Source organism: Actinomadura fibrosa (assembly GCF_900659615.1).
Lineage (GTDB): Bacteria > Actinomycetota > Actinomycetes > Streptosporangiales > Streptosporangiaceae > Spirillospora > Spirillospora fibrosa.
This window is the reverse complement of the sequence record NZ_CAACUY010000012.1, coordinates 24,292-48,005: the sequence shown is the minus strand read 5'-3', so window position 1 is coordinate 48,005 and position 23,714 is coordinate 24,292. Positions and strand designations below refer to the sequence as shown.

At 69.2% G+C, this 23,714-nt stretch carries 21 protein-coding genes; all 21 read left to right on the top strand.

Translation table 11 applies throughout. The annotated features are described in order from the left end of the window. The first annotated feature begins 5 nt into the window (after positions 1-5). The 21 genes from secE to rpoB all read left to right on the top strand — a co-directional run bounded on the left by secE (position 6) and on the right by rpoB (position 23,713). Positions 6-254: a preprotein translocase subunit SecE gene (secE, locus tag E1300_RS07295; protein ID WP_131756113.1), complete on the top strand. Its 249-nt coding sequence runs from the start codon at positions 6-8 to the stop codon at positions 252-254. Positions 255-379: 125 nt separating this feature from the next. After that, positions 380-1,249 carry a transcription termination/antitermination protein NusG gene (nusG, locus tag E1300_RS07290; RefSeq protein WP_131756112.1) on the top strand — a complete coding sequence of 290 codons (870 nt, stop codon included), beginning with the start codon at positions 380-382 and terminating at the stop codon, positions 1,247-1,249. A gap of 196 nt (positions 1,250-1,445) precedes the next feature. After that, the gene (gene rplK / locus E1300_RS07285; protein ID WP_131756111.1) at positions 1,446-1,874 is read left to right on the top strand and encodes a 50S ribosomal protein L11; all 429 of its coding nucleotides are present in this window, start codon (positions 1,446-1,448) and stop codon (positions 1,872-1,874) included. 59 nt (positions 1,875-1,933) lie between these two features. After that, complete coding sequence (rplA, locus tag E1300_RS07280; protein WP_131756110.1) at positions 1,934-2,650, top strand: 50S ribosomal protein L1; 717 nt, start codon at positions 1,934-1,936, stop codon at positions 2,648-2,650. Between the two features lie 198 nt (positions 2,651-2,848). Beyond that, positions 2,849-3,694, top strand: a complete 846-nt coding sequence (locus tag E1300_RS07275) for a hypothetical protein (RefSeq protein WP_131756109.1) — start codon at positions 2,849-2,851, stop codon at positions 3,692-3,694. A 149-nt stretch (positions 3,695-3,843) separates the two neighbouring features. After that, positions 3,844-4,701: an SCO4651 family lipoprotein gene (locus tag E1300_RS07270; protein ID WP_131756108.1), complete on the top strand. Its 858-nt coding sequence runs from the start codon at positions 3,844-3,846 to the stop codon at positions 4,699-4,701. Positions 4,702-4,880: 179 nt separating this feature from the next. Continuing rightward, positions 4,881-5,765: an SCO4651 family lipoprotein gene (locus E1300_RS07265; RefSeq protein WP_131756107.1), complete on the top strand. Its 885-nt coding sequence runs from the start codon at positions 4,881-4,883 to the stop codon at positions 5,763-5,765. A 327-nt stretch (positions 5,766-6,092) separates the two neighbouring features. Next, positions 6,093-6,653: a 50S ribosomal protein L10 gene (gene rplJ / locus E1300_RS07260; protein WP_131756106.1), complete on the top strand. Its 561-nt coding sequence runs from the start codon at positions 6,093-6,095 to the stop codon at positions 6,651-6,653. A 51-nt stretch (positions 6,654-6,704) separates the two neighbouring features. Next, complete coding sequence (rplL, locus tag E1300_RS07255) at positions 6,705-7,097, top strand: 50S ribosomal protein L7/L12 (RefSeq protein WP_131756105.1); 393 nt, start codon at positions 6,705-6,707, stop codon at positions 7,095-7,097. Between the two features lie 536 nt (positions 7,098-7,633). Beyond that, positions 7,634-8,725: an ABC transporter ATP-binding protein gene (locus E1300_RS07250; protein WP_242618994.1), complete on the top strand. Its 1,092-nt coding sequence runs from the start codon at positions 7,634-7,636 to the stop codon at positions 8,723-8,725. After that, positions 8,725-9,576: an MlaE family ABC transporter permease gene (locus E1300_RS07245; protein WP_131756104.1), complete on the top strand. Its 852-nt coding sequence runs from the start codon at positions 8,725-8,727 to the stop codon at positions 9,574-9,576. Before E1300_RS07250 ends, E1300_RS07245 begins: the two co-directional genes overlap by 1 nt. After that, positions 9,577-10,425: an MlaE family ABC transporter permease gene (locus E1300_RS07240; RefSeq protein ID WP_131756103.1), complete on the top strand. Its 849-nt coding sequence runs from the start codon at positions 9,577-9,579 to the stop codon at positions 10,423-10,425. A gap of 126 nt (positions 10,426-10,551) precedes the next feature. Continuing rightward, positions 10,552-11,862 (top strand): MCE family protein, encoded by a 1,311-nt coding sequence (locus E1300_RS07235; RefSeq protein ID WP_242618993.1) that lies wholly within the window; start codon positions 10,552-10,554, stop codon positions 11,860-11,862. Next, entirely contained in the window at positions 11,859-12,890 is a 1,032-nt protein-coding gene (locus E1300_RS07230; protein ID WP_131756102.1) for an MCE family protein, read from the top strand. Before E1300_RS07235 ends, E1300_RS07230 begins: the two co-directional genes overlap by 4 nt. After that, positions 12,891-13,997, top strand: coding sequence for an MCE family protein (locus E1300_RS07225; RefSeq protein WP_131756101.1), 1,107 nt, complete (start codon positions 12,891-12,893; stop codon positions 13,995-13,997). An 18-nt stretch (positions 13,998-14,015) separates the two neighbouring features. Beyond that, positions 14,016-15,305 carry an MCE family protein gene (locus tag E1300_RS07220; RefSeq protein WP_242618992.1) on the top strand — a complete coding sequence of 430 codons (1,290 nt, stop codon included), beginning with the start codon at positions 14,016-14,018 and terminating at the stop codon, positions 15,303-15,305. Next, positions 15,302-16,639, top strand: a complete 1,338-nt coding sequence (locus E1300_RS07215; protein ID WP_131756100.1) for an MCE family protein — start codon at positions 15,302-15,304, stop codon at positions 16,637-16,639. Before E1300_RS07220 ends, E1300_RS07215 begins: the two co-directional genes overlap by 4 nt. Continuing rightward, a complete protein-coding gene (locus E1300_RS07210; RefSeq protein WP_131756099.1) occupies positions 16,636-18,102 on the top strand; it encodes an MCE family protein in 1,467 nt (488 codons plus the stop codon). Before E1300_RS07215 ends, E1300_RS07210 begins: the two co-directional genes overlap by 4 nt. A gap of 10 nt (positions 18,103-18,112) precedes the next feature. Then, positions 18,113-18,604: an Rv1363c family protein gene (locus tag E1300_RS07205; RefSeq protein ID WP_131756098.1), complete on the top strand. Its 492-nt coding sequence runs from the start codon at positions 18,113-18,115 to the stop codon at positions 18,602-18,604. Positions 18,605-18,606: 2 nt separating this feature from the next. Next, entirely contained in the window at positions 18,607-19,839 is a 1,233-nt protein-coding gene (locus E1300_RS07200) for an Rv1363c family protein (protein WP_503104930.1), read from the top strand. 406 nt (positions 19,840-20,245) lie between these two features. Continuing rightward, the gene (rpoB, locus tag E1300_RS07195) at positions 20,246-23,713 is read left to right on the top strand and encodes a DNA-directed RNA polymerase subunit beta (protein ID WP_131756096.1); all 3,468 of its coding nucleotides are present in this window, start codon (positions 20,246-20,248) and stop codon (positions 23,711-23,713) included. The last annotated feature ends 1 nt before the right edge of the window (position 23,714 follow it).

The window sequence follows — 23,714 nt, the reverse complement described above, 5'->3', positions numbered from 1 at the left end:
CGGCAATGGCGACTGAGACGCGCGGCGAGGCCGCGGCCAAGGACGAAGGCAAGGGGAAGGCCGCGCACAAGCGGACCACCCCGGCCCTGTTCGTGCGCCAGGTCATCGCCGAGCTGCGCAAGGTCATCTGGCCCACGCGCCGGGAGCTCATCACGTACACGACGGTCTCCCTCGTGTTCGTGCTGGTCATGGTCGCGATCGTGTCCGGTCTCGACTGGGGCCTGCAGAAGGGCATCTACGAGATCTTCGGCTGAGCCGCCGGCCACCGGGGCGGCCCCGCCGCACCGCGGGCCCGGCACCCGGGAGCAGCACCGCAAGGCAGACAGCGCAAGCACCGCGCACGTTCATCACCGCAGACCGTACGAGAGAAAGAGTCACCGTGTCCGAGTCCTCACAGCCCTACGACGAGGCCATCGAAGAGGCCCAGTCCGCTGCGGCTGCTGCGGCCGACCAGGCGGCCGAGCCCGTCGACGAGGCGGCCGAGGCCGCCGTCGCCGCCGGCGACGCCGAGCCCGCGGACACGAAGCTCGAAGGCGAGGACGAGCCGCCCGCCGACGCCGCCGAGGGCGCCGCCGACCTCGCCGAGGCGGTCGAGGGCGACGACGCCGCCGGCGCCGACGCGGGCGACGAGGACGAGGAGGAGCCCGCCGGGCCCCCCGCCGACCCGTACGCCGAGTTCAAGATGCAGCTCCGGCTCCAGCCGGGCGACTGGTACGTCGTGCACTCCTACGCGGGCTACGAGAACCGGGTCAAGACCAACATCGAGACCCGGACGCAGACCCTCAACATGGAGGACTACATCTTCCAGATCGAGGTCCCGCAGCACGAGGTGACCGAGATCAAGGGCGGCAAGCGCCAGAAGGTCAACGAGAAGGTCCTGCCGGGCTACATCCTCGTCCGCATGGAGCTGACCGACGAGTCGTGGGCCGCGGTCCGCAACACGCCGGGCGTGACCGGGTTCGTCGGGCTGCTGAACAAGCCGTCCCCGCTGAGCCTGGACGAGGTCGCCAACCTGCTGGCCCCCGAGCCCGAGGAGGGCGCGGTCAAGGCCAAGGAGCAGGCCAAGGTCGCGCACACCGTCGACTTCGAGGTCGGCGAGTCGGTCACCGTCATGGACGGCCCGTTCGCGACGCTGCCCGCCACGGTCAACGAGATCAACGCCGAGCAGCAGAAGCTCAAGGTGCTCGTCTCGATCTTCGGCCGGGAGACGCCGGTCGAGCTGTCCTTCAACCAGGTCTCCAAGATTTAGCGGGTACCCTGGTCGGGTCGCCTCCCGTTCCGGCGGGGGCGGCCGCTGCCCGGGCGCGCTGCGCCCGGCTCCTGATCTTCCGCATCCGTGCGGTTCTCTGAGGATCCCAACACCCCGGCTTACGTTCCGGCCGACGGTGTTGCCCGCCCGTGCGGGAGTCGGGATCGACACGAAACAGGAACGAGAGGAAGGCGCCATGCCTCCGAAGAAGAAGATCGCCGCGCTCGTCAAGGTGCAGCTCCAGGCCGGCCAGGCCACCCCGGCGCCGCCCGTCGGCACCGCGCTCGGCCCGCACGGCGTCAACATCATGGACTTCTGCAAGCAGTACAACGCTGCCACGGAGTCCCAGCGCGGCAACGTCATCCCCGTAGAGATCACCATCTACGAGGACCGGTCGTTCACCTTCGTCACCAAGACCCCGCCGGCCGCGCAGCTCATCCTGAAGGCCGCGGGCATCGAGAAGGGCAGCGGCGAGCCGCACAAGACCAAGGTCGGCTCGGTCAGCCGCGACCAGATCCGCGAGATCGCCACGACCAAGATGCCCGACCTGAACGCCAAGGACCTCGACGCCGCCGAGAAGATCGTCGCCGGCACCGCCCGCTCCATGGGCATCGAGGTCAAGTAGTCCCCACCCGTGGAAGGGCCTGCGCGGCCCGTACCACACGTTCCGTTGGAGGAACCGACATGAAGCGCAGCAAGGGCTACCGCGCCGCGGCCGAGAAGATCGACCGCGAGCGGCTGTACAGCCCGGTCGAGGCCGTGAAGCTGGCCAAGGACACCACCGTCACCAAGTTCGACGCGACCGTCGAGGTCGCGCTCCGGCTCGGCGTCGACCCCCGCAAGGCGGACCAGATGGTGCGCGGCACCGTCAACCTGCCGCACGGCACCGGCAAGACCGCCCGCGTGCTGGTCTTCGCCGGCGGCGCGAAGGCGGAGGAGGCCCGCGAGGCCGGCGCCGACCTGGTCGGCTCCGACGACATGATCGAGCGGATCCAGGGCGGCTTCCTGGACTTCGACGCGGTCGTGGCGACGCCGGACCAGATGGGCAAGGTCGGCCGGCTCGGCCGGGTGCTCGGCCCGCGCGGCCTCATGCCGAACCCGAAGACCGGCACGGTCACCATGGACGTGGCGAAGGCCGTGGCCGACATCAAGGGCGGCAAGATCGAGTTCCGGGTGGACCGGCACGCGAACCTCCACTTCATCATCGGCAAGGCGTCCTTCGACGAGCGCCAGCTCGTGGAGAACTACGCCGCGGCCGTCGAGGAGATCCAGCGGCTCAAGCCGTCGGCGGCGAAGGGCCGGTACGTCAAGAAGGCCTCGCTGACCACGTCGATGGGCCCGAGCATCCCGGTGGACCCGAACGCGGTCCGCAACCTGACCGCGGAGCTCGACGAGGCCTGATCCGGTTCCCGTCCGGCCGCCGCGGTCGGACAGCTCCGGACGAGCAGGGCAGAGACGACAGGGCGTTCCCGTAGGGGGACGCCCTGTCATCTTTTGCGCCCGTTCGACGCGCGGATACACGAATCGGCGTCCGGATCCGGACAGATCCTTGCCTGATCGCTTTGTTACCGGTGAGGAATCTGGTGTTGAATTCTCTCCGTGAAGCGTCGAACTGACCGAATCATCGCGATCTCCTCCGTCGTGGCCGTGGCCGTCGTGCCCACGGCGATCGTGATGGGCGTCAAGATCGGCCACAGCTCGCCGAAGGGCGACGGGGCGCTGGAGCCCTCGGCGGCCATGGTCCGGCAGGACCCGGTGGGCCAGGGCGACGCGGCCGACTCGGCGGCGCCGAAGACGTCAGGCTCCGCCCAGCCCGGGGCGGGCTCGGGGAACGGCGCCGGGAACCGGTCCGGCGGCGCGTCCAGGAAGCCGGTTCCCGGGCCGGCGCTGCGCTCGTTCACCCGCGTGACGGACGTGAAGCTCTCGGGCGGCTCGCGCAACTACCAGTGGCTGACGGAGACCGCGACGTTCCGGACGTGGCCGACGTTCGCGATGAGCGCCGTCGGGCACCGGCAGATCATGAAGGACGGCGTGCTCACCAAGGTCACCCAGAAGGTGGTCGTGAGCGGGAGCACGCTGTCGGGCTACGACGGCGAAAAGTGGACGAAGTCGAAGCTGACCTCGAAGCAGCTCGCGACGCTGCGCAACGGGTCGGACCCGCGGCAGCTCACGTACGTGATCCGCTCCGTGCCGGGGGTGACGGCGACCGGGCCGAACGCGTCCGGTTCCAGCCACTACCTGGCGCAGGCCGTCCTCGGCGCCGTGTACACGCTGCTCCCGAAGGACGTGGCGTCCCGGGCCCGCGCGGTGCTGCCCGACAGCACCGCGGTGGGCCTCGACCTCTGGGCCGACGCCAAGAGCGGGCGGCCGTCCTGGGTGGGCCTGAACGCCGCCGTACCGGGCACGAACCTCACCGGCTCGATGACCTTCAGCTCGTACGGCTGACCTCTCGTACGGCTGACCTTCGTGTCCCGGGAGGGTACGCCGGAGGTCGTACCGCCGGAGGCCCCATTCGTACCACCGGGGGATGCCGTGCCGTTGGCGCCTGGAGAGACTGGGAACACCAGCAGGGCGACAAAGGAGGCTCAACCCCCATGAACCGACGACTCGCAGTGGCGGCCGGCGGCACCGCCGTCGGCGCCGCGCTCCTCCTGTCCGGGTGCAACGGTGACGGGTCGGGCAACGGCACCGAGAACATGAAGCTCAGCGCCAACGAGGCGCTGCTGAAGTCGTCCCAGAAGACCGGGGAGTCCGACACCTTCAAGGCCGACCTCACCGTGACGGGCACGGGGAGCGACGGCGGCAAAGTCCACGCGACCGGGCAGTTCCGGCTGCGGCCGGCGGTGAAGTTCAGCGCCCGGATCGACGAGGTCAGCCAGGGCGGGCGGTCGCTCGCGGGCGTCAAGGGGCAGGCGATCTTCACCGACGACGTCCTGTACGCGAAGGTGCCGCAGCTCGCCCGGTTCGTCAGCGGCGGCAAGCAGTGGCTGAAGATCGACGCGAACCAGGTGGCGCAGCGGACCGGTCTCGACGTGCAGGACCTCGTCAACCAGATCCAGAAGGTCGACCCGGCCGAGCAGACGAAGATGTTCACCGGCTCCAAGGACGCCCGCCGCGTCGGCACCGAGACGGTCGACGGCGTGAAGACCACGCACTACACCGGCACGGTGACCGTCCAGGACGCGCTGAACCGCCTGGACGCGCAGGCGCGCGACAAGGTGTCCACGTGGCTGGACAAGGACGACAAGAACGCCAAGATCAACTTCAACGTGTGGACGGACGGCCAGAACCTCCCGCGCAAGCTCACCTCCACGGCGACGGGCTCGCAGGGCGAGAGCGGCTCGGTCACCGTCCTCTACAGCGACTACGGCAAGTCGTTCAGCGTGAACCCGCCGCCGTCGGACCAGGTGGGCGAGCTCTCGCTGGGCTCGATCCTCGGAGGTGGCAACTAGAGCCCCCCTAGGGCACGCCCTGGGACACGCCCTCCCGGGCGCGTCCCAGACGTCCCACTTGTCCCATCTCATAACCGGCACCTCGGGACAAACGGAACCCCGGTAGTCTTCCTCGCGTCACACTGAACGTCCGGCCGGAGCGCTCGGGCACTCAGACCAGACGAAGGAGACTCCCCCCAATGATTCGTCGTTTCGCCGCGGGCACGGCGCTGGCCACCGGCCTCGCCCTCTCCCTCACCGGCTGTCTCGGAGACGCCGGGGACAAGGTGAACGAGGCCGGCGCGAACGTCCGGCTCACCGCGGCGCAGGTGCTGGGCAAGACGGCCGAGAAGACCGGCAGCACCGACTCGTTCCAGGCCGACCTGTCGATGCGGAGCACCGGGGCGTCGGACGGCGACGTCACGATGACCGGCAGCATGCAGTACCGCACCAAGCCCGACCTGGCCTACCGCATGAAGTTCGACAACATGACGGTCGCGGGCAAGTCGACGGGTGGCATGGAGCAGGTGCTCGTCGGGCGCACGATGTACATGAAGATGCCGATGCTGTCCCAGCTCGGCGGCGGTGCCTCGGCCAAGCCGTGGATGAAGATCTCGCTGGACGAGCTGGGGCGGAAGTCCGGCCTGAACATCGACCAGCTGCTCCAGCAGTCGCGGCAGCTGGACCCGGTGCAGAACACGAGGATGCTGACGGCGTCCAAGGACGCCCGCGAGGTCGGCAAGGAGACGGTGAACGGCGTGGAGACCACGCACTACACCGGCACCTTCCGGCCGGAGGACGCCATCGCCAAGCTGCCGGCGGACCGGCAGGAGCTGTACCGCAAGAGCCTGGGCCAGAGCGGGATCGACTCGATGGCCTTCGACCTGTGGGTGGACGGCCAGCAGCTGCCCCGCAAGGTGGTCATGAAGACGGGGCAGACCGCCGAGGGTGCGACGACCATGACCATGAACTACCGGGACTTCGGGAAGCCGGTGCAGGTCACGGCGCCGCCGGCCGACCAGGTCACCGACTTCGGCGCCCTGCTGAAGAACATGGGCGGCGGCCTGCCGACCGCCGGGACCTGACCGGTCCGCGTTCCGGGAGGGCCGCGCCGCACGCCGGCGCGGCTCCCTGGCCGCTCCGGCTCCCCGGCCGCCTCCGGCGATTTGGAAAGTCGGACGGCGAGCACGTACCCTGTTGTCTGCCGAAGACCGCCGGTCGTCATCTCAGCCGAGATGACCGAAGGACCCGATTCGTCGGGCGGCCTGCGTAGGTGAGACGAGAGCTTCCGCATGGCCTCCGTGCCCTGCCTACGCCCCGTGCGCCTGCGCCGGGGCGTTTTTTGGTGGATCGGACCCCGTCCTCCGGGACGGGCGAAGGTCGCAACCACCCAGGTATCGGAAGGAGGCCCCATGGCTAAGGCCGAGAAGGCCGCGGCGATCGCCGAGCTCAAGAGCGAGTTCGAGAGCTCCACCGGCGCCGTGCTGACCGAGTACCGCGGGCTCACGGTGGCGCAGCTCAAGGAGCTGCGCACCAACCTCGGCGAGAACGCCAGGTTCGCCGTGGTGAAGAACACGCTGACCAAGCGCGCCGCCGGCGAGGCCGGTGTCGACGAGCAGTTCTCCGAGCTGCTCGAAGGGCCCTCGGCCATCGCCTTCGTGAAGGGCGACGTGGTCGAGGCCGCGAAGGGTCTGCGCGACTTCTCCAGGGCCAACCCGCTGCTGGTCATCAAGGGCGGCTTCATCGACGGCAAGTCGATGGACGCGTCCGAGATCGGCAAGCTCGCGGACCTCGAGTCGCGCGAGGTCCTCCTCGCGAAGCTGGCCGGTGCGATGAAGGGTTCGATGGCCAACGCCGCCGCCCTGTTCGTCGCGCTGCCGACCCAGGCGGCCCAGCTCGCCGAGGCCCTGCGCGTCAAGCGCGAGGGCGAGGGCGGCGAGGCCGGCGAGCCCGCCGAGGCTCCCGCCGAGTAGGCACCCGCGGTTCCCCACCACCCACATACAAGCCATAGCGGAGGAAGCATCATGGCGAAGCTCAGCACCGACGACCTGCTCGACGCCTTCAAGGAGATGACCCTCCTTGAGCTGTCCGAGTTCGTGAAGCAGTTCGAGGAGGTCTTCGACGTCAAGGCCGCCGCCCCGGTCGCGGCCGTTGCCGCCGCCCCCGCGGCGGGCGGCGCCGGCGGTGGCGACGAGGCCGCCGTGCAGGACGAGTTCGACGTCATCCTCGAAGGCGCCGGCGACAAGAAGATCCAGGTCATCAAGGAGGTCCGCTCCCTGACGAGCCTCGGCCTCAAGGAGGCCAAGGACCTGGTCGACAGCGCGCCGAAGCCGCTGCTGGAGAAGGTCAACAAGGAGACGGCCGACAAGGCCAAGGAGGCTCTGGAGAAGGCCGGCGCGTCGGTCACCGTCAAGTAAGGACGGCTCCGGGCTTCCGGGGCGCGCTCCGCGTCCCGTCGCTCTCCAGGAGGCGGTCATCCCACCGTGGTGGGGTGGCCGCCTCCTTGCGTCATGCCTGGTCAACGCACCGTCACCGGTTGTCGCCGAATGAGTGCCCGGGGCCGCCCAAAGGGCGTCTTCCCTGTGCGGGAGTGACAAAGGTTCGGGAAAAAGCGTGCGCCGGAACGGGTTGTGCGGCGCTCGGCGCGCGGCGTAGCGTCCCGTCGTGACGCTGTGGTCACACCAGGCCGCCCGTCCCCGGTCGCCGCTCCGGCGGTTCGCCCGTCCCCCCGCTTGAGGCGCTGGTTCCCGGACCACTAGCCTCAGAGGCGCCGTAAGTAACGATTGTCTTACGACGTCGCATTTAGCCGCTGATCTGGGACTGAACCTCTTCCATTTGGACGGTGGGCCGCTACGGTAGTGGCACCCGTCACTGCTACCGAGCGGTAGCAACGGGTCGGTCACATGGTGTGACGGACGTTCGGGATTACCCCGGCCTGGACGAAAGGTGACGAGTGGGCGTCGAGATCAGAGTCGAGGGACTGACGAAGTCCTTCGGCCGTCAGACCATCTGGCAGGACGTGTCGCTGACGCTGCCCGCGGGAGAGATCTCCGTTCTCCTGGGCCCCTCCGGCACCGGCAAGTCGGTGTTCCTGAAGTCGCTGGTCGGCCTGCTCAAGCCCGACCGCGGCCACATCTGGGTCGGCGACCGGGACCTTCCGTACCTGCCCGAGTCCCAGCTCTACGACACCCGCAAGCTCTTCGGCGTGCTCTTCCAGGACGGCGCCCTGTTCGGGTCGATGAACCTGTTCGACAACATCGCCTTCCCGCTGCGCGAGCACACCAAGAAGTCCGAGTCCGAGGTCAAGCGGATCGTCCTGGAAAAGATGGACATGGTCGGTCTCCTCGGCGCCGAGGGCAAGCTGCCCGGCGAGATCTCCGGCGGCATGAAGAAGCGCGCCGGGCTCGCCCGCGCGCTCGTCCTCGACCCCGAGATCCTCCTGGTGGACGAGCCGGACTCCGGCCTCGACCCGGTCCGCACCGCCTACCTGAACCAGCTGATCGTCGACCTGAACGCGCAGATCAACGCGACGTTCCTGATCGTCACCCACGACATCAACACCGCCCGGACCGTTCCGGACAACATCGGCCTGCTGTTCCGCCGCGAGCTCGTCATGTTCGGGCCGCGCGAGATGCTGCTGTCGAGCGAGGAGCCGGTCGTCCGGCAGTTCCTCAACGCCCGCAAGGTCGGGCCGATCGGCATGTCGGAGGAGAAGGACGTCTCCGAGCTGGAGGCCGAGGCCAAGATGGGCCACGACCCCGGCAAGCTGCCGCCGATCCCGCCGCAGCTCATGGCGAGCGACGGCCGCGTCCGCCCGGCCCAGCACGCGCCCGGCGCCTGGTGCGCCGCGCACGGCGTCACCCCGCCGCCCGGCTCGTTCATCGACGACCTGGGCCGCAACTGGGTGGAGGAGTGGCCGCGGTACGTGGCGTCGATGGCGCCCGCGGGCGCCGACCACGTTCCCGGCGGACCGCCGCCGGGCGCTCCCGGCGGCCGCTACCCGAGCCCGCCGCCCGGCCAGCACGGGGCGGGTGCAGGGTACTGATGTCCACTCCTGGTATCGGCGCGGACCAGCGAGGGGGCAGGAAGGGCGGCGGCTCTTCCGCCACGTTCCGCAAGATCGGTGATGGCGCGGTGAACGTCGCCGTCAAGGAACCGGGACGGTTCTTCGCCCTGTGCCTCGACACGGGCCGGGCGATGTTCCAGTGGCCGTTCCAGTGGCGCGAGTTCATCCAGCAGGCCTGGTTCATCGTCAGCGTCACCGTCGTGCCCACGATGCTGGTCGCCATCCCGTTCGGCGGCGTCCTGTCGTTGCAGGTCGGCGGGCTCATCCGGCAGCTCGGCGCGCAGTCCTACACCGGCGCGACCGCGGTGGTCGCGATCGTCCGCGAGGCGAGCCCGCTGGTCACCTCGCTGCTGGTCGCGGGCGCCGCGGGCTCGGCGATGTGCGCCGACATCGGCTCCCGCAAGATCCGCGAGGAGATCGACGCCATGGAGGTGCTGGGCATCAACCCGCTGCACCGCCTGGTGGTGCCGCGGATGCTCGCCTGCGCGTTCGTCGCGCTGTTCCTCAACGGGCTGGTCTCGGTGGTCGGCCTCGTCGGCGGCTACTTCTTCAACGTCATGCTCCAGGACGGCACCCCCGGCGCCTACCTGGCCTCGTTCAACGCGATCGCCCAGCTGCCCGACCTGCTCCAGGCCGAGTTCAAGGCGTTCGTGTTCGGCATCACCGCCGGCCTGGTCGCGGCCTACAAGGGCCTGAACGCCAAGGGCGGCCCGAAGGGCGTGGGGGACGCGGTCAACCAGACCGTCGTCATCACCTTCATGCTGCTCTTCCTGGAGAACTTCCTGATCTCCACCCTGTACTTCCAGTTCGTCCCGTCGAAGGGTATGTAGATGGCGGCCCCGAGCAAGACGGGCAAGGCCGTCACCCGGGTGGTGAACGCACCCCTGGAACGACTGGACGACTTCGGCCACCAGCTCTCGTTCTACGCGCGGGCGTTCGCGTGGACGTTCCGCGTCCTGCGCCGGTACCGCACGGAGGTGCTGCGCCTGCTCGCCGAGGTGAGCCTCGGCACCGGCGGCCTCGCGGTGATCGGCGGCTCCGTGGTGATCGTCGGCTTCATGACGTTCTTCACCGGCAGCCAGGTCGGCCTCCAGGGCTACAACTCGCTGAACCAGATCGGCACCGCCGCGTTCACCGGGTTCGTCGCCTCCTACTTCAACACGCGCGAGATCGCGCCGCTGGTGTCGGCGCTGGCCCTGTCGGCCACGGTCGGCTGCGGCTTCACCGCCCAGCTCGGCGCGATGCGGATCTCCGACGAGATCGACGCGCTGGAGGTCATGGCGGTTCCGTCGATGCCGTTCCTCGTCACCACCCGGATGCTGGCCGGGATGATCGCGGTCGTCCCGCTGTACATCGTCGGCCTGCTCGCCTCCTACGGCGCGACCCGGCTGATCGTGACGATGTTCTACGGGCAGTCGACGGGCACCTACGACCACTACTTCCATCTGTTCCTGCCGCCGAACGACATCCTGTGGTCGTTCGGCAAGGTGATCATCTTCGCGGTGCTGGTGATGCTGATCCACTGCTACTACGGCTACCACGCGAGCGGCGGACCGGCCGGGGTCGGCGTCGCGGTGGGCCGCGCGGTGCGCACCAGCATCGTCGTGATCAACGTGACCGACCTGCTGCTCGGCATGGCGATCTGGGGCGCCACGACGACCGTCCGGATCGCGGGGTAGCGCGGCGATGAGTACCGTGAGCGGCCGCGCGGCGGCTGGACTGAGGAGCGCAGGGAGCCTGCGACCGGAGCGACGAGGGAAGCCGTCGCGGATGAACGGCTGCGAGCCGCTGAGCGGAGCGAAGCCATGAGCACGAGAATGCGCTACCGCGTGATGGGGCTGTCGATGGTGGTCGTCATCCTCCTGCTGCTCGCGCTGACCGTCGCGCTGTTCAACAAGGCGCTGACGCCGGTGCTGCGGGTGAAGGTGTCGACCGAGCGCGCCGGGCTCCAGCTGCTGCCGCGCTCGGACGTGAAGGTCCGCGGCCTGATCGTCGGCGAGGTCCGCAGCACGGAGGCGACCGCGAACGGCGCGACGATCAACCTGGCGCTGGACCCGGACAAGGCGAAGAAGATCCCGAACAACGTCCAGGCGCGGCTGCTGCCGAAGACGCTGTTCGGCGAGAAGTACGTGGACCTCCAGATCCCGGCGCAGCCGGGCCCGAAGGGCCTGCACCGGGGCCAGGTGATCCAGCAGGACCGCTCGCAGGCGGCCGTCGAGATCAACCAGGTGCTCGACCACCTGCTGCCGCTGCTCCAGGCGGTCAAGCCGGCGGAGCTGAACGCGACGCTGAACGCCCTGGCGACGGCCCTCCAGGGCCGCGGCGACCAGATCGGGCGGAACCTCGAACAGGCCGACGCGCTGCTGAAGAAGATCAACCCGCAGCTCGGCACGCTGGTGCACGACCTGAACTCGCTGGCGGACGTGTCCGACATCTACAGCGCGGCGGCGCCGGACCTGCTCCAGACGCTGCGCAACCTCAACGTCACCAGCAAGACGATCACCGACAAGACGGGGACGATCGAGCGGCTGATCCCCGCGGTGACCGGGCTCGCCACCGACGGCGACGCGTTCATGCGGGCCAACGCGCCGAAGATCATCGGCGTCAACATCGCCAACCGGGACGGGCTGGCGCTCGTCGCCCGGTACTCGCCGTCGCTTCCGTGCGTGTTCGCCGGCCTGATGAAGCTCCAGCCGGAGGCGGAGCGGGTGGCCGGCGGGAACGGGTCCAAGACCTTCAACCTCACCATCGAGATCGTCAAGCCGCGGCCGGGCTACAAGTACCCGCTGGACCTGCCCGAGGCGAAGGACCAGCGGAACCCGCGCTGCTACGGCCTCCCGAACCCGAAGGTGCCCTTCCCCGACTACCTCGCGCTCGACGGCACCCAGGACGACTTGTGGTGGAAGAACCCCGGGCCCGCCGACGAGGGCGCCGGGAGCGGCAGCCGCGGCCGCGCGCTGTCCAACGTGTTCGTCGATCCGGGCTCCCTGAGCGAGAAGGAAACGATCAAGAATGTCGTGGGCCCCATGACGCGGACCCCGGCCACCGACGTCTCCGACGTGGCGCAGCTCCTGTTCGCCCCGGTCATGCAGGGATCGGTGGTGACGGTGAAGTGAAGACCACGAGCGCGGCCGTCAAGCTCGCGATCTTCGTCGTCGTGACCTCGCTGTTCACCGGCGTGCTGGCGATGACGATCTCCAACTACCGGTTCGGCGAGACGCGCCGCTACAAGGCGATCTTCACGGACGTGGCCGGGCTGCTGAACAAGGACGACGTGCGCGTTGCGGGCGTCCGGGTCGGCCAGGTCGAGAAGATCAGGCTGTACCACGGCACCCAGGCCGAGGTGACGTTCAGCGTCACCAAGGACGGCGTGTTCCAGGCGGGCCTGCCGACGACCACGCAGGCGCAGATCCGGTACCGGAACCTGATGGGGCAGCGGTACCTCGCGCTGACCGACGGCGCCGGCCAGACGAACTCCTACCTGCGGCCGGGCGGCACGATCCCGGTGAACCAGACGCAGCCCGCGCTGGACCTCACCACCCTGTTCAACGGGTTCCGGCCGCTGTTCCGGGCGCTGGAGCCGGACGACGTCAACAGGCTGGCGACGCAGATCGTCCAGACGCTCCAGGGCGAGGGCGGCACGGTCAACAGCCTGCTCGCGCACGTCGCCTCGCTGACCAACACGCTCGCCGACCGGGACCGGGTCATCGGCCAGGTGATCACCAACCTGAACAACGTGCTGGGCACGATCGACGAGCGGCACGACGAGGTCAACCAGCTGATCACGGACCTGCGCGGGTTCGTCGGCGGGGTCTCCAACGACCGCCAGGCGATCTTCGACTCGGTCGCCGCGATCAACCAGCTCACCGGCACCACGCAGGACCTGCTCCAGGACGCCCGTCCGGGGATCAGGAACGACATCGCGGGCCTCCGGCAGCTCACCGGGACGCTGAACGCCAACAGCGGCGTGCTCGACAAGGGCCTGAAGCGGACCCCCGACCGTCTCCAGGGACTCGTGAACATCTCGTCCTACGGCTCCTGGTTCAACATGTACATCTGCGGCCTCGACGCGAAGGTGAAGCTGCCGGGCGGACCGGTCTACCAGTCGCCGGCGATCGTGAACGAGAACGCGAGGTGCAAGTAGATGAGGGTCCCCTTCCGGGAGCGCAATCCGGTCCCCATCGGCCTCACCGCGTTCGCGATCATCATCGTGCTGCTGGTGCTGGCGATGAACCTGGAGAACATCCCGTTCATCTCGGGCGGCACGACCCACACCGCCGCGTTCAAGGAGGCGGCCGGGCTGAAGCCGGACGAGGAGGTCCGCGTCGCGGGCGTCAAGGTCGGCAAGGTCACCGCGCTCGACCTGGACGGCGACCACGTCAAGGTCACCTTCAAGGTGGACGACGGGGTCAAGCTCGGCGACCGCACCGAGGCCGACATCAAGATCAAGACGGTGCTCGGCGCGCACTTCCTGTCGCTCACCCCGCGCGGGACGGGCCGCCTCGGCCGCAACATCCCCGTCGAGCGGACCCATACGCCGTTCGAGGTCGTCCCGGCGATCAGCGAGCTGACCCAGCGGGTCAGCAAGATCGACTACAAGGAGGTCGCGAAGTCGTTCGACGTGCTGTCGGACACCTTCAAGAACTCCCCCGAGGAGATCCGGGCGTCGCTCCAGGGGCTGCGGCGGCTGTCGGACACGGTCGCCTCCCGCGACGACGAGCTGCACGAGCTGGCCGGCAAGGCCAAGGACGTCTCGCAGCTGCTCGCCGACCGCAACCAGGACTTCGCCAAGCTGGTCGACGACGGCGACAAGGTCCTCCAGGCCGTGCAGGCCCGGCGCGCCGTCATCCACCAGCTCCTCATCAACACGGTGACGCTCTCCCAGCAGGTGAACGCGCTGATCAAGGAGAACGAGGGGCAGATCCGGCCGATGCTGGACAACCTGGCCAAGGTCAACAGGATCCTGCTGAAGAACCAGGACAACCTGGACCGGATCCTCCAGCTCTTCGCGCCCTTCGCCCGGCAGTTCTCGGACGTCACGGGCACCGGACGGTGGTTCGACTCCTTCATCCAGAACCTCCTGCCGATCCCGGCGTCCATCCAGAACCCCTCGTCGGCGACCGGCGGCACCGGCACCCAGGGCGGCACCGGCACCAAGAAGCAGGGAAGCCAGGGAAGCCGGGGAACCGGCCAGAAGCAGGGCGGCCAGACCGGTAACCAGAGCAACAACCCGTTGCCGTTCCTCCCGTGAGCAGCAGGCAGGTCACTCGTGCGTAACTCCGCAACCATCCTTCGCCTCGGCGGCGCCATCCTCGCCGTCGCAGTGCTGGCTGCCGCGCTCATGCTGCTCCTCCAGGAGCCCAAGCAGCGCCACGTGACGGCGTACTTCAGCAAGACCGTCGGCCTCTACAAGGGCGCCGAGGTGCGCATCCTCGGCATCAAGGTCGGCCAGGTCACCAAGGTCACTCCCATCGGCGACTCGGTGCGGGTCGAGCTGAAGTACGACGCCAAGTACAAGGTGCCGTCCAACGCGCAGGCCGTCATCGTCAACCAGACGCTCGTCGCCGACCGGTACGTCCAGCTCACGCCCGTCTACAAGGGCGGCGCGGTGCTGGCGGACGACGCGACGCTGACGATCGACCGCACCGCGGTGCCCGTCGAGGTAGACGAGGTCAGCGGCAGCCTGAGCGACCTGACCAAGGCCCTCGGCCCGCAGGGCGCCAACGCGCCCGGCGCCGACGGCCAGGGCTCGCTGTCGCGGCTGCTCCAGGTCGGCGCCGCCAACCTGGAGGGCCAGGGCACCGACATCCGGCAGACGATCAGCGACACGTCCAAGATGCTGAGCACGCTCAGCGCCGACCGCGGCGACGTCGCCGACACGATCCGGAACCTGCGCGTCATCACGGACACGATGAAGGCCAACGACCAGCAGATCAGGTCGTTCACCGGGCACCTGAACGGCGTCTCCGGGCAGCTCGCGGGGGAGAAGGAGGAGCTGAGCGCGGCGCTCAACACCCTGGCCCCGACCCTGCGGAACGTCCAGCGGTTCATCAAGGACAACCGGAGCGAGCTGGCGAGCAACGTCCGGCAGCTCGCGCAGATCACCGGGGTGCTCGTGAAGGAGAAGGACTCCTTCGCCGAGCTGCTCCAGACCGCGCCGCTCGCCGTCAACAACCTGGCCCGCGCGTACGACCCGATCTCCGGGACGATCCACACCCGCGACAACTTCCGCCAGTTCAACAACCTGGCCGACTGGGTGTGCTCGCTGGCCTACTCCGTCGGCACCCCGGCCAAGCAGTGCCTCGACTTCGTCACGCCGTACAACGGCATCGGCACGGCGCTGGCCGGCCTCAACCTGGACCTGTCCTGGATCACGGCGCTGACCACGCACTACGACCCGGTGCCGATCCCGCCGGACGCGTACGGGCCCGGCGGGAAGAGCGGCTCGAAGAGCACGAAGTCCGCCGGTGCGGGCAAGACGTCCGGCACGAGCAGGACGGCCGCGACCCAGCACCAGCCCCAGGACATCACCTCGCTGCTGCCCGGAGGTGGCCGATGAGCACGACACGGAGCCCGCGGCGCGGGGCGCTCCGCCGGGCGCGGCTGCTCGGCGCGGCGGCGCTCGCGGGCGTCGCGGCGCTGTCGGGCTGCTCGTTCAGCGGCGTCGACTCGCTCCCGCTGCCCGGCGGCCCCGACCTCGGCTCGGACCCGAAGACCGTCAGGATCGAGTTCTCGAACGTGCTGGACCTCGTCCCGCAGTCGGTCGTGAAGGTCAACGACGTGTCCGTCGGCAAGGTCGAGAAGATCGACCTCGCCGGCGGGACGAGCGGCTGGCACGCCGTCGTCACCGTCAAGGTCCGCAAGGACGTGAAGCTGCCCGACAACGCCACGGCCAGCATCGGCCAGACGAGCCTGCTCGGCGAGAAGTACGTCGCGCTCGCGCCGCCCACGGGCCAGCCCGCCGTCGGCGAGCTCGGCTCCGGCGACCTGATCCCGCTGGCCCGCACCAGCCGCGGCACCGAGATCGAAGAGGTCCTGTCGGCCATGTCGCTGCTGCTGAACGGCGGCGGCATCGAGCAGGTCGCGACGATCAGCCACGAGCTCCAGGCCGCGATGGGCGGCCGCGAGTCGACGATCCGGTCGGTGCTGGGCGAGGTCAACACCTTCACCGGCACGCTGGACCGCAACCGCGCCGCGATCACCCGGGCGCTCGACAGCATCGACCGGCTCACCGGCAAGCTGTCCGCCGAGCGCAAGACGATCACCGACACGATCGACCAGACCGGCCCGGCGATCACCGTCCTCAACCGCAACCGCGCCGACCTCACCAAGATGCTCGTCGCGCTGAACCGGCTGAGCCGCACCACGACCGGCGTGATCCGGCAGTCGCACGCCGACCTGGTCGCGAACCTGCGGGACCTCGACACCATCCTCAAGAACCTCAACAAGGCCGGCAACGACCTGCCGAGGTCGCTGGAGACGCTGATCACCTTCCCGTTCCCGGCGACGTTCGGGAACGTCATCGAGGGCGACTACGGCAACGTCCGGCTGACCGTCGACCTGGACTTCGACTCCATCGCGCAGAACCTGCTCGGTGGCACCGACCTGGAGAACATGCTCGGCAGCGGCCAGCAGATGCGCAACATGCTGGAGGTGCCGAACGTGACGCTGCCGCAGTCGCCGCTCGGCGTTCTGCCCCAGTCCGGCGGCACGCCCGGCACCGGCTCGGGCACCGGCGGGCTGCCGGGCCTGCCCGGCGGGTCCGCCACGCCCACCCCGACGCCGAGCACGACCGCCACGACCAAGCAGGGCACGGGCAAGCAGGGGCGCCCGGGCGCGCTGGCACCCGGATCCGGCGATCTCCAGACCCTGATGACGGGGGGCCTCTCGTGATCCTCAAGCGCGGCGTCATCATCCAGCTCATCGCCTTCGCCGTCATCACGGTCGTCGGCGTGGCGATCGTGTCGGTGAACTACATCGGGCTCGGACGCGGCATCCTCGGCAAGCAGTACACCGCCTACGTCGACCTCACCGACTCCGGCGGCGTGTTCACCAACGCCGAGGTCACCTACCGCGGCGTGCCCGTCGGACGGGTCGGCCCGATCCAGCTCACCGACCAGGGCATCAAGGTCAAGCTCCTGCTCGACCGCGGCAAGCGGATCCCGCGGGACGGCACGTCCGCCATCGTGGCCAACCGCTCCGCCGTCGGCGAGCAGTACATCGACCTCCAGCCGACCAAGCGCACCGGCCCCTACCTCGACCAGGGCCCGGCGTACACGATCCCGAAGGAGCGCACCAAGCTGCCGGTGTCCACCGCCGAGCTGCTGCGCAACGTCGACTCGCTCGTCGGGTCGGTGAACACCAAGGACCTCGGCACGATCGTGGACGAGCTCGACAAGGCCTTCTCCGGCTCCGCCTCGGACCTCCAGTCGATCCTGGACGACACCGACCGGCTCCTGAAGACGGCCGACGAGGCGTACCCGGACACCAAGCAGCTCCTGGACAACAGCGTCACCGTCCTCGACACCCAGCGCGCCGAGGGCGCCAACATCCAGGGCTTCGCCCGGAACCTGAACGAGCTGACCACGTCGATCCGCAACGACGACAAGGCGCTCCGCTCGACCATCGACAACACCCCCGGCGCCGCGGACGAGGCGCACAAGGCGATCAACCAGCTCGCCCCGACGCTGCCCGTCCTGCTGGCCAACCTGACCACCACCGGGCAGATCATCTCCTCGCGGCAGGCCGGCCTGCGGTCGCTGTTCATCCTCTACCCGGTCACCGTGGCGGGCGCGTTCACCGTCACGCCGGGCGACGGGACCCAGCACCTGGGCCTCGACCTGAACATCAACTCCCCGGCCGCGTGCACCAAGGGCTACGAGAGCGTGCCGCACCGCTGGCCCCAGGACACGTCCAAGCGGACCCCGAAGCTCAACGTCGGCTGCAAGGACGCGAAGGACTCCGGCACCGCCGTCCGCGGCGCGCGGAACTTCCCGCGCGACGCCATCACGCCCTACCCGAAGGTTCCCGCGGGCGCGACCGCCGGCGCCGGATTCCCGGCGGGCGGCGCGACCGGCACGCAGGGCGAGAAGGACGCCGAGGCCAAGAGCCAGGGCGGGAGCGGAAAGAAGACGACCGCCGCGGCGGCCGCGGCCCCGACCGCGCAGCTGGCGGACGGAGCGCTCTACCTGTCCTATCCTGCCGATTCAGTCGAATTCGCCGGATACGATCCGTCGACCGGCGCGGTCTACGGACCCGACGGCAAGCGCTACGTCATGCCCCGCAGCGCCGGTTCTCGTCAGTTGGGAGAGGAAGCATCGTGGAAGTGGCTCCTGCTCGGACCGCTGAGCCAGTGAGGCCGCCCCGATGAGGCGCCCGTCCTGGACCTCCGTCCTCCTCGTCGGGCTCAGCGTCCTCGTGGTCGGCCTCGCGGTCGCCACCGGCTGGCTCGGCGTCGTCACCGCGCAGAAGAAGGACGACGCCGACCAGCGCGCCAAGGCCGCCCAGGCGGCCCGGCAGATGGGCGTCAACCTGATGACGCTCGACAGCGCGAACGCCCAGCGCGACATCGACCGGATCGTGGCGGGCACCACCGGCAACCTGAAGAACAAGCTGGGCACGCAGACGAAGGTCCTGCTGGACCAGCTGGCCAAGACCGGTGCCAAGTCCAGCGTCAGCCAGGTGGAGGCCGGCGTCGTCTCCATCGACGACGACTCCGCCGAAGTGATGGTCTCCCTGAACGGGACCGTCACCAACGCCAAGGTGAAGGACGGCGCCCCACGCGCGTACCGGTACGTGATGGACCTGACACGAGTGAAGAACCGCTGGCTCGTGTCCGATATGGAGATGGTCCCGTGACAATGCTCGGACGGGGCAAGCGCTCCGCCAAGGACAAGACGCGGCCCCAGGACGAGGCGCGGCCCGCGGAGGGCGCCGAGCCCGAGGCCGGCGCGGAGTCCGAGGGCACCGCGAAGCCCGCGGACGGCGGCAGCGCCCGCAAGGCCGCCGTCCAGGCCCGCAAGGTCGCCGACCAGGCCGCCAAGCAGGCGGCCAAGGCGGAGGAGGCCGCCGAGGCCGCGCGGCTCGCCGAGGAGGCCGCCGCGAAGGCCCGGGAGGCCGCCCGGCTCGCCCAGATCGCGGCGGACGCCGCCGCCGCGGCCGAGGCGGCCGAGGAGGCGGCGGACGCCTCCGTCGATGAGCCCGGCACGGACGAACTCGACACGGACGAGCCCGCCGCCACGTCCACGCAGAAGCCGCGAACCGGTACGAAGGCCACCGAGGTCGATGCCGGCGGTGACGGCGACGCAGAGGACGCCTCAGCGGCTCCCAGGGCGGAATCCGCCGTCCTTGCGGACGCGGAAGCGCCGAGCGAGACGTCCGAGGCTGAGGCGGAAGCCGCAGACGCGACCAAGACCGACCTCGACGACCCCGAAGCCGAAGCCGCCGAGGACGCGGAGGAGGCCGAGGACGAGCCCAAGGGCAGGAAGGCCCGGAAGCGGAAGCGCCTGGCCAGGCGCGCCGCGGAGGCGGAAGCCGCCGAGGAGGCCGTCGAGGAGGACGACGACGAGGCAGAGGAGGAGGACGAGGAGCTGTCCGGGCGCCGGTCCCTCTCCGGGCGCGGCAAGGCCGTCCTCGCCGTCCTCGTGATCCTGGTGATCGCCCTCGGCGTCGCCACGACGGCGCTCGCGCTGAAGGTCCGGGACCAGAAGGCGACCGAGGCCGCGGGACGCGAGGGCGTCCTGGCCGCCGGCCGCGCCGCCCAGGCGCTGTCGTCGTACGACTACCAGTCGCTCGACGTCGACCTGAAGGCCGGGTCGGCGGTGACGACGGGCAAGCTCAAGGAGCAGTACGACAAGCTCGCCGCGACGCTGAAGACGCTGGCCCCGCAGCAGCAGGCCGTCTCGAACACGACGGTGGTGAAGACCGGCCTCGTGAGCGCCGAGCGCGACAAGGTCGTGGCCCTCGTCTACGCGAACCGGTCGTCGGCCACGGCGTCCAGCAAGCAGCAGCTCCCCGAGCCGCTGCGGATCAAGATCACCATGGTCAAGGTCAAGGGGAAGTGGCTGGCCTCCGAGCTGACCGTGATCTCCTAGCGGATCTCCTAGCGCGGACCCCCTGAGCGGGACGTTTTCCGTCGAGCGATCACCCCGTCGGGGGTGGTCGCTCGACCCGTCTCCAGGGCCTACCAACCGGTAGGTGGCCGGATCCTAAACTATGGCCTTCCTCACTGCAGGTCAGAGCCCGAAAAGTCCAAGTCCGCTCTTGACTCCACGCCCCTGAGGGGCGATGCTCCAAGGCAACTGTGATGCATACTGCGGCGGTAGAGTTGCGAGCGGTGTGGCAGTCGGCTACACTGCCCCTTTGCGCTGCCCTCTGACTATCCACGTGTGAGAGCTCCCCTGCGGGGGTCCGTTTTGGACCCTAACGTGCAGGTCTTGGACGTGGATCGTCTGGCGTGCGTGTCGTCAGTTACGCCGCGAGCCCTCGGAAGGACCACTCTTGGCAGCCTCGCGCAACGCCTCGAATACCGCAACCGGTCCGAACCGCGTCTCCTTCGCGCGCATCAAGGAGCCGCTCGAAGTCCCGGACCTCCTTGCTCTGCAGACCAACTCCGTTGACTGGCTGCTGGGCAATGAGAGGTGGAAGGCCCGGGTCGAGGCGGCCCAGAAGGCCGGAAGTAAGAGCGTCCCGACCCAGTCGGGGCTGGAGGAGATCTTCGAAGAGATCAGTCCGATCGAGGACTTCTCCGGAACCATGTCCCTCTCGTTCCGCGACCACCGGTTCGAGCCGCCCAAGTACTCCGTCGAGGAGTGCAAGGACAAGGACATGACCTACTCCGCCCCGCTGTTCGTGACGGCGGAGTTCATCAACAACACCACCGGTGAGATCAAGAGCCAGACGGTCTTCATGGGCGACTTCCCGCTCATGACCCCGAAGGGCACCTTCATCATCAACGGCACCGAGCGCGTCGTCGTCTCGCAGCTGACCCGCTCGCCCGGCGTCTACTTCGACCGCGCCCTCGACAAGGCGTCCGACAAGGACATCTACGGCTGCCGGGTCATCCCGAGCCGCGGCGCCTGGCTCGAGTTCGAGATCGACAAGCGCGACAACGTCGGCGTGCGCATCGACCGCAAGCGCAAGCAGCCGGTCACCGTGCTGCTCAAGGCCCTCGGCTGGGACGAGGCCCGCATCCGCGAGCACTTCGGCGCCTACGAGTCGATCAACGTCACGCTGGAGAAGGACCACACCTCCGGCCAGGACGACGCGCTGCTCGACATCTACCGCAAGCTGCGGCCGGGCGAGCCGCCGACCCGCGAGTCGGCGCAGACCCTGCTGGAGAACCTGTACTTCAACCCCAAGCGGTACGACGTCGCCAAGGTCGGCCGTTACAAGATCAATAAGAAGCTCGGCCTCGACCTCGACATGAAGCAGGGGACGCTGACCGAGGACGACATCGTCGCCACGATCGAGTACCTCGTCCGGCTGCACGCCGGCGAGGAGGAGGCCACCCTCGGGGCCGTCGCCGTGCCGATCGAGGTCGACGACATCGACCACTTCGGCAACCGGCGCCTGCGCACGGTCGGCGAGCTCATCCAGAACCAGGTCCGGCTGGGCCTGGCCCGCATGGAGCGCGTCGTCCGCGAGCGGATGACCACCCAGGACGTCGAGGCGATCACGCCGCAGACCCTGATCAACATCCGGCCGGTCGTCGCCTCCATCAAGGAGTTCTTCGGCACCAGCCAGCTCTCGCAGTTCATGGACCAGACCAACCCGCTGGCCGGCCTGACGCACAAGCGGCGCCTGAACGCGCTCGGCCCCGGTGGTCTGTCCCGTGAGCGCGCGGGCATGGAGGTCCGCGACGTCCACCCGTCGCACTACGGCCGCATGTGCCCGATCGAGACGCCGGAAGGCCCGAACATCGGCCTGATCGGCTCGCTCGCCGCGTTCGGCCGGGTCAACCCGTTCGGGTTCGTCGAGACGCCCTACCGCAAGGTCACCGACGGCGTCGTCACCGACCAGATCGACTACCTGACCGCCGACGAGGAGGACCGCTACGTCATCGCGCAGGCCAACTCCCTGCTCAACGACGACGGCACCTTCGTCGAGGACAAGGTCCTCATCCGCAAGAAGGGCGGCGAGGTCGAGCTGATCCCGCCGCGCGACGTCCAGTACATGGACGTCTCCGCGCGGCAGATGACCTCGGTCGCGACCGCGATGATCCCGTTCCTGGAGCACGACGACGCCAACCGCGCGCTGATGGGCTCCAACATGCAGCGGCAGTCGGTGCCGCTGCTGCGGAGCGAGGCGCCCCTGGTCGGCACCGGCATGGAGTACCGCGCCGCGACCGACGCCGGCGACGTCATCACGGCCGAGAAGGCCGGCGTCGTCGAGGAGGTCTCCGCCGACTACGTGACCGTCATGAACGACGACGGCACCCGGACCACCTACCGGGTCGCCAAGTTCAAGCGGTCCAACCAGGGCACCTGCTTCAACCAGAAGCCCATCGTCGACGAGGGCCAGCGGGTCGAGCTCGGCCAGGTCATCGCCGACGGGCCGTGCACCGACAACGGCGAGATGGCGCTCGGCAAGAACCTCCTCGTGGCGTTCATGCCGTGGGAGGGCCACAACTACGAGGACGCCATCATCCTCAGCCAGCGCCTGGTGCAGGACGACGTCCTCTCCTCGATCCACATCGAGGAGCACGAGGTCGACGCCCGCGACACCAAGCTGGGCCCCGAGGAGATCACCCGGGACATCCCGAACGTCTCCGAGGAGGTCCTGGCCGACCTCGACGAGCGCGGCATCATCCGCATCGGCGCGGACGTCGTCCCCGGCGACATCCTGGTCGGCAAGGTCACGCCCAAGGGCGAGACGGAGCTGACCCCCGAGGAGCGGCTGCTGCGCGCGATCTTCGGTGAGAAGGCCCGCGAGGTCCGCGACACCTCCCTGAAGGTGCCGCACGGCGAGCAGGGCAAGGTCATCGGCGTCCGCGTGTTCTCCCGGGACGAGGGCGACGAGCTCCCGCCCGGCGTGAACGAGCTGGTCCGGGTGTACGTCGCGCAGAAGCGCAAGATCACCGACGGCGACAAGCTGGCCGGCCGGCACGGCAACAAGGGCGTCATCTCCAAGGTGCTCCCCGTCGAGGACATGCCGTTCCTTGAGGACGGCACCCCGGTCGACATCGTCCTCAACCCGCTGGGCGTCCCCGGGCGCATGAACGTGGGGCAGGTCCTGGAGACCCACCTCGGCTGGGTCGCCAGCCGCGGCTGGAAGGTCGAGGGCGACGACGCCGAGTGGAAGCGGGCCCTGAAGGCCATCGGCGCCGACGAGGCCCCGCCGTGGACGAACACCGCCACGCCGGTGTTCGACGGCGCGCGCGAGGACGACGTCACCGGCCTGATCGAGAGCACGCTGCCGAACCGCGACGGCAACCGCATGGTCGGCCCGGGAGGCAAGGCGAGGCTGTTCGACGGCCGCACCGGCGAGCCCTACAAGGACCCGATCTCGGTCGGCTACATCTACATCCTCAAGCTGCTCCACCTGGTCGACGACAAGATCCACGCCCGGTCGACCGGCCCGTACTCCATGATCACCCAGCAGCCGCTCGGCGGTAAGGCCCAGTTCGGCGGCCAGCGCTTCGGTGAGATGGAGGTGTGGGCGCTGGAGGCCTACGGCGCCGCCTACGCCCTCCAGGAGCTCCTGACCATCAAGTCCGACGACGTCCTCGGCCGGGTGAAGGTCTACGAGGCCATCGTCAAGGGCGAGAACATCCCCGAGCCCGGGATTCCCGAGTCCTTCAAGGTGCTCATCAAGGAGATGCAGTCGCTGTGCCTCAACGTCGAGGTGCTCTCCAGCGACGGCATGTCCATCGAGATGCGCGACACCGACGAGGACGTCTTCCGCGCGGCGGAGGAGCTCGGCATCGACCTGTCCCGGCGTGAGCCGAGCAGTGTCGAAGAGGTCTGAT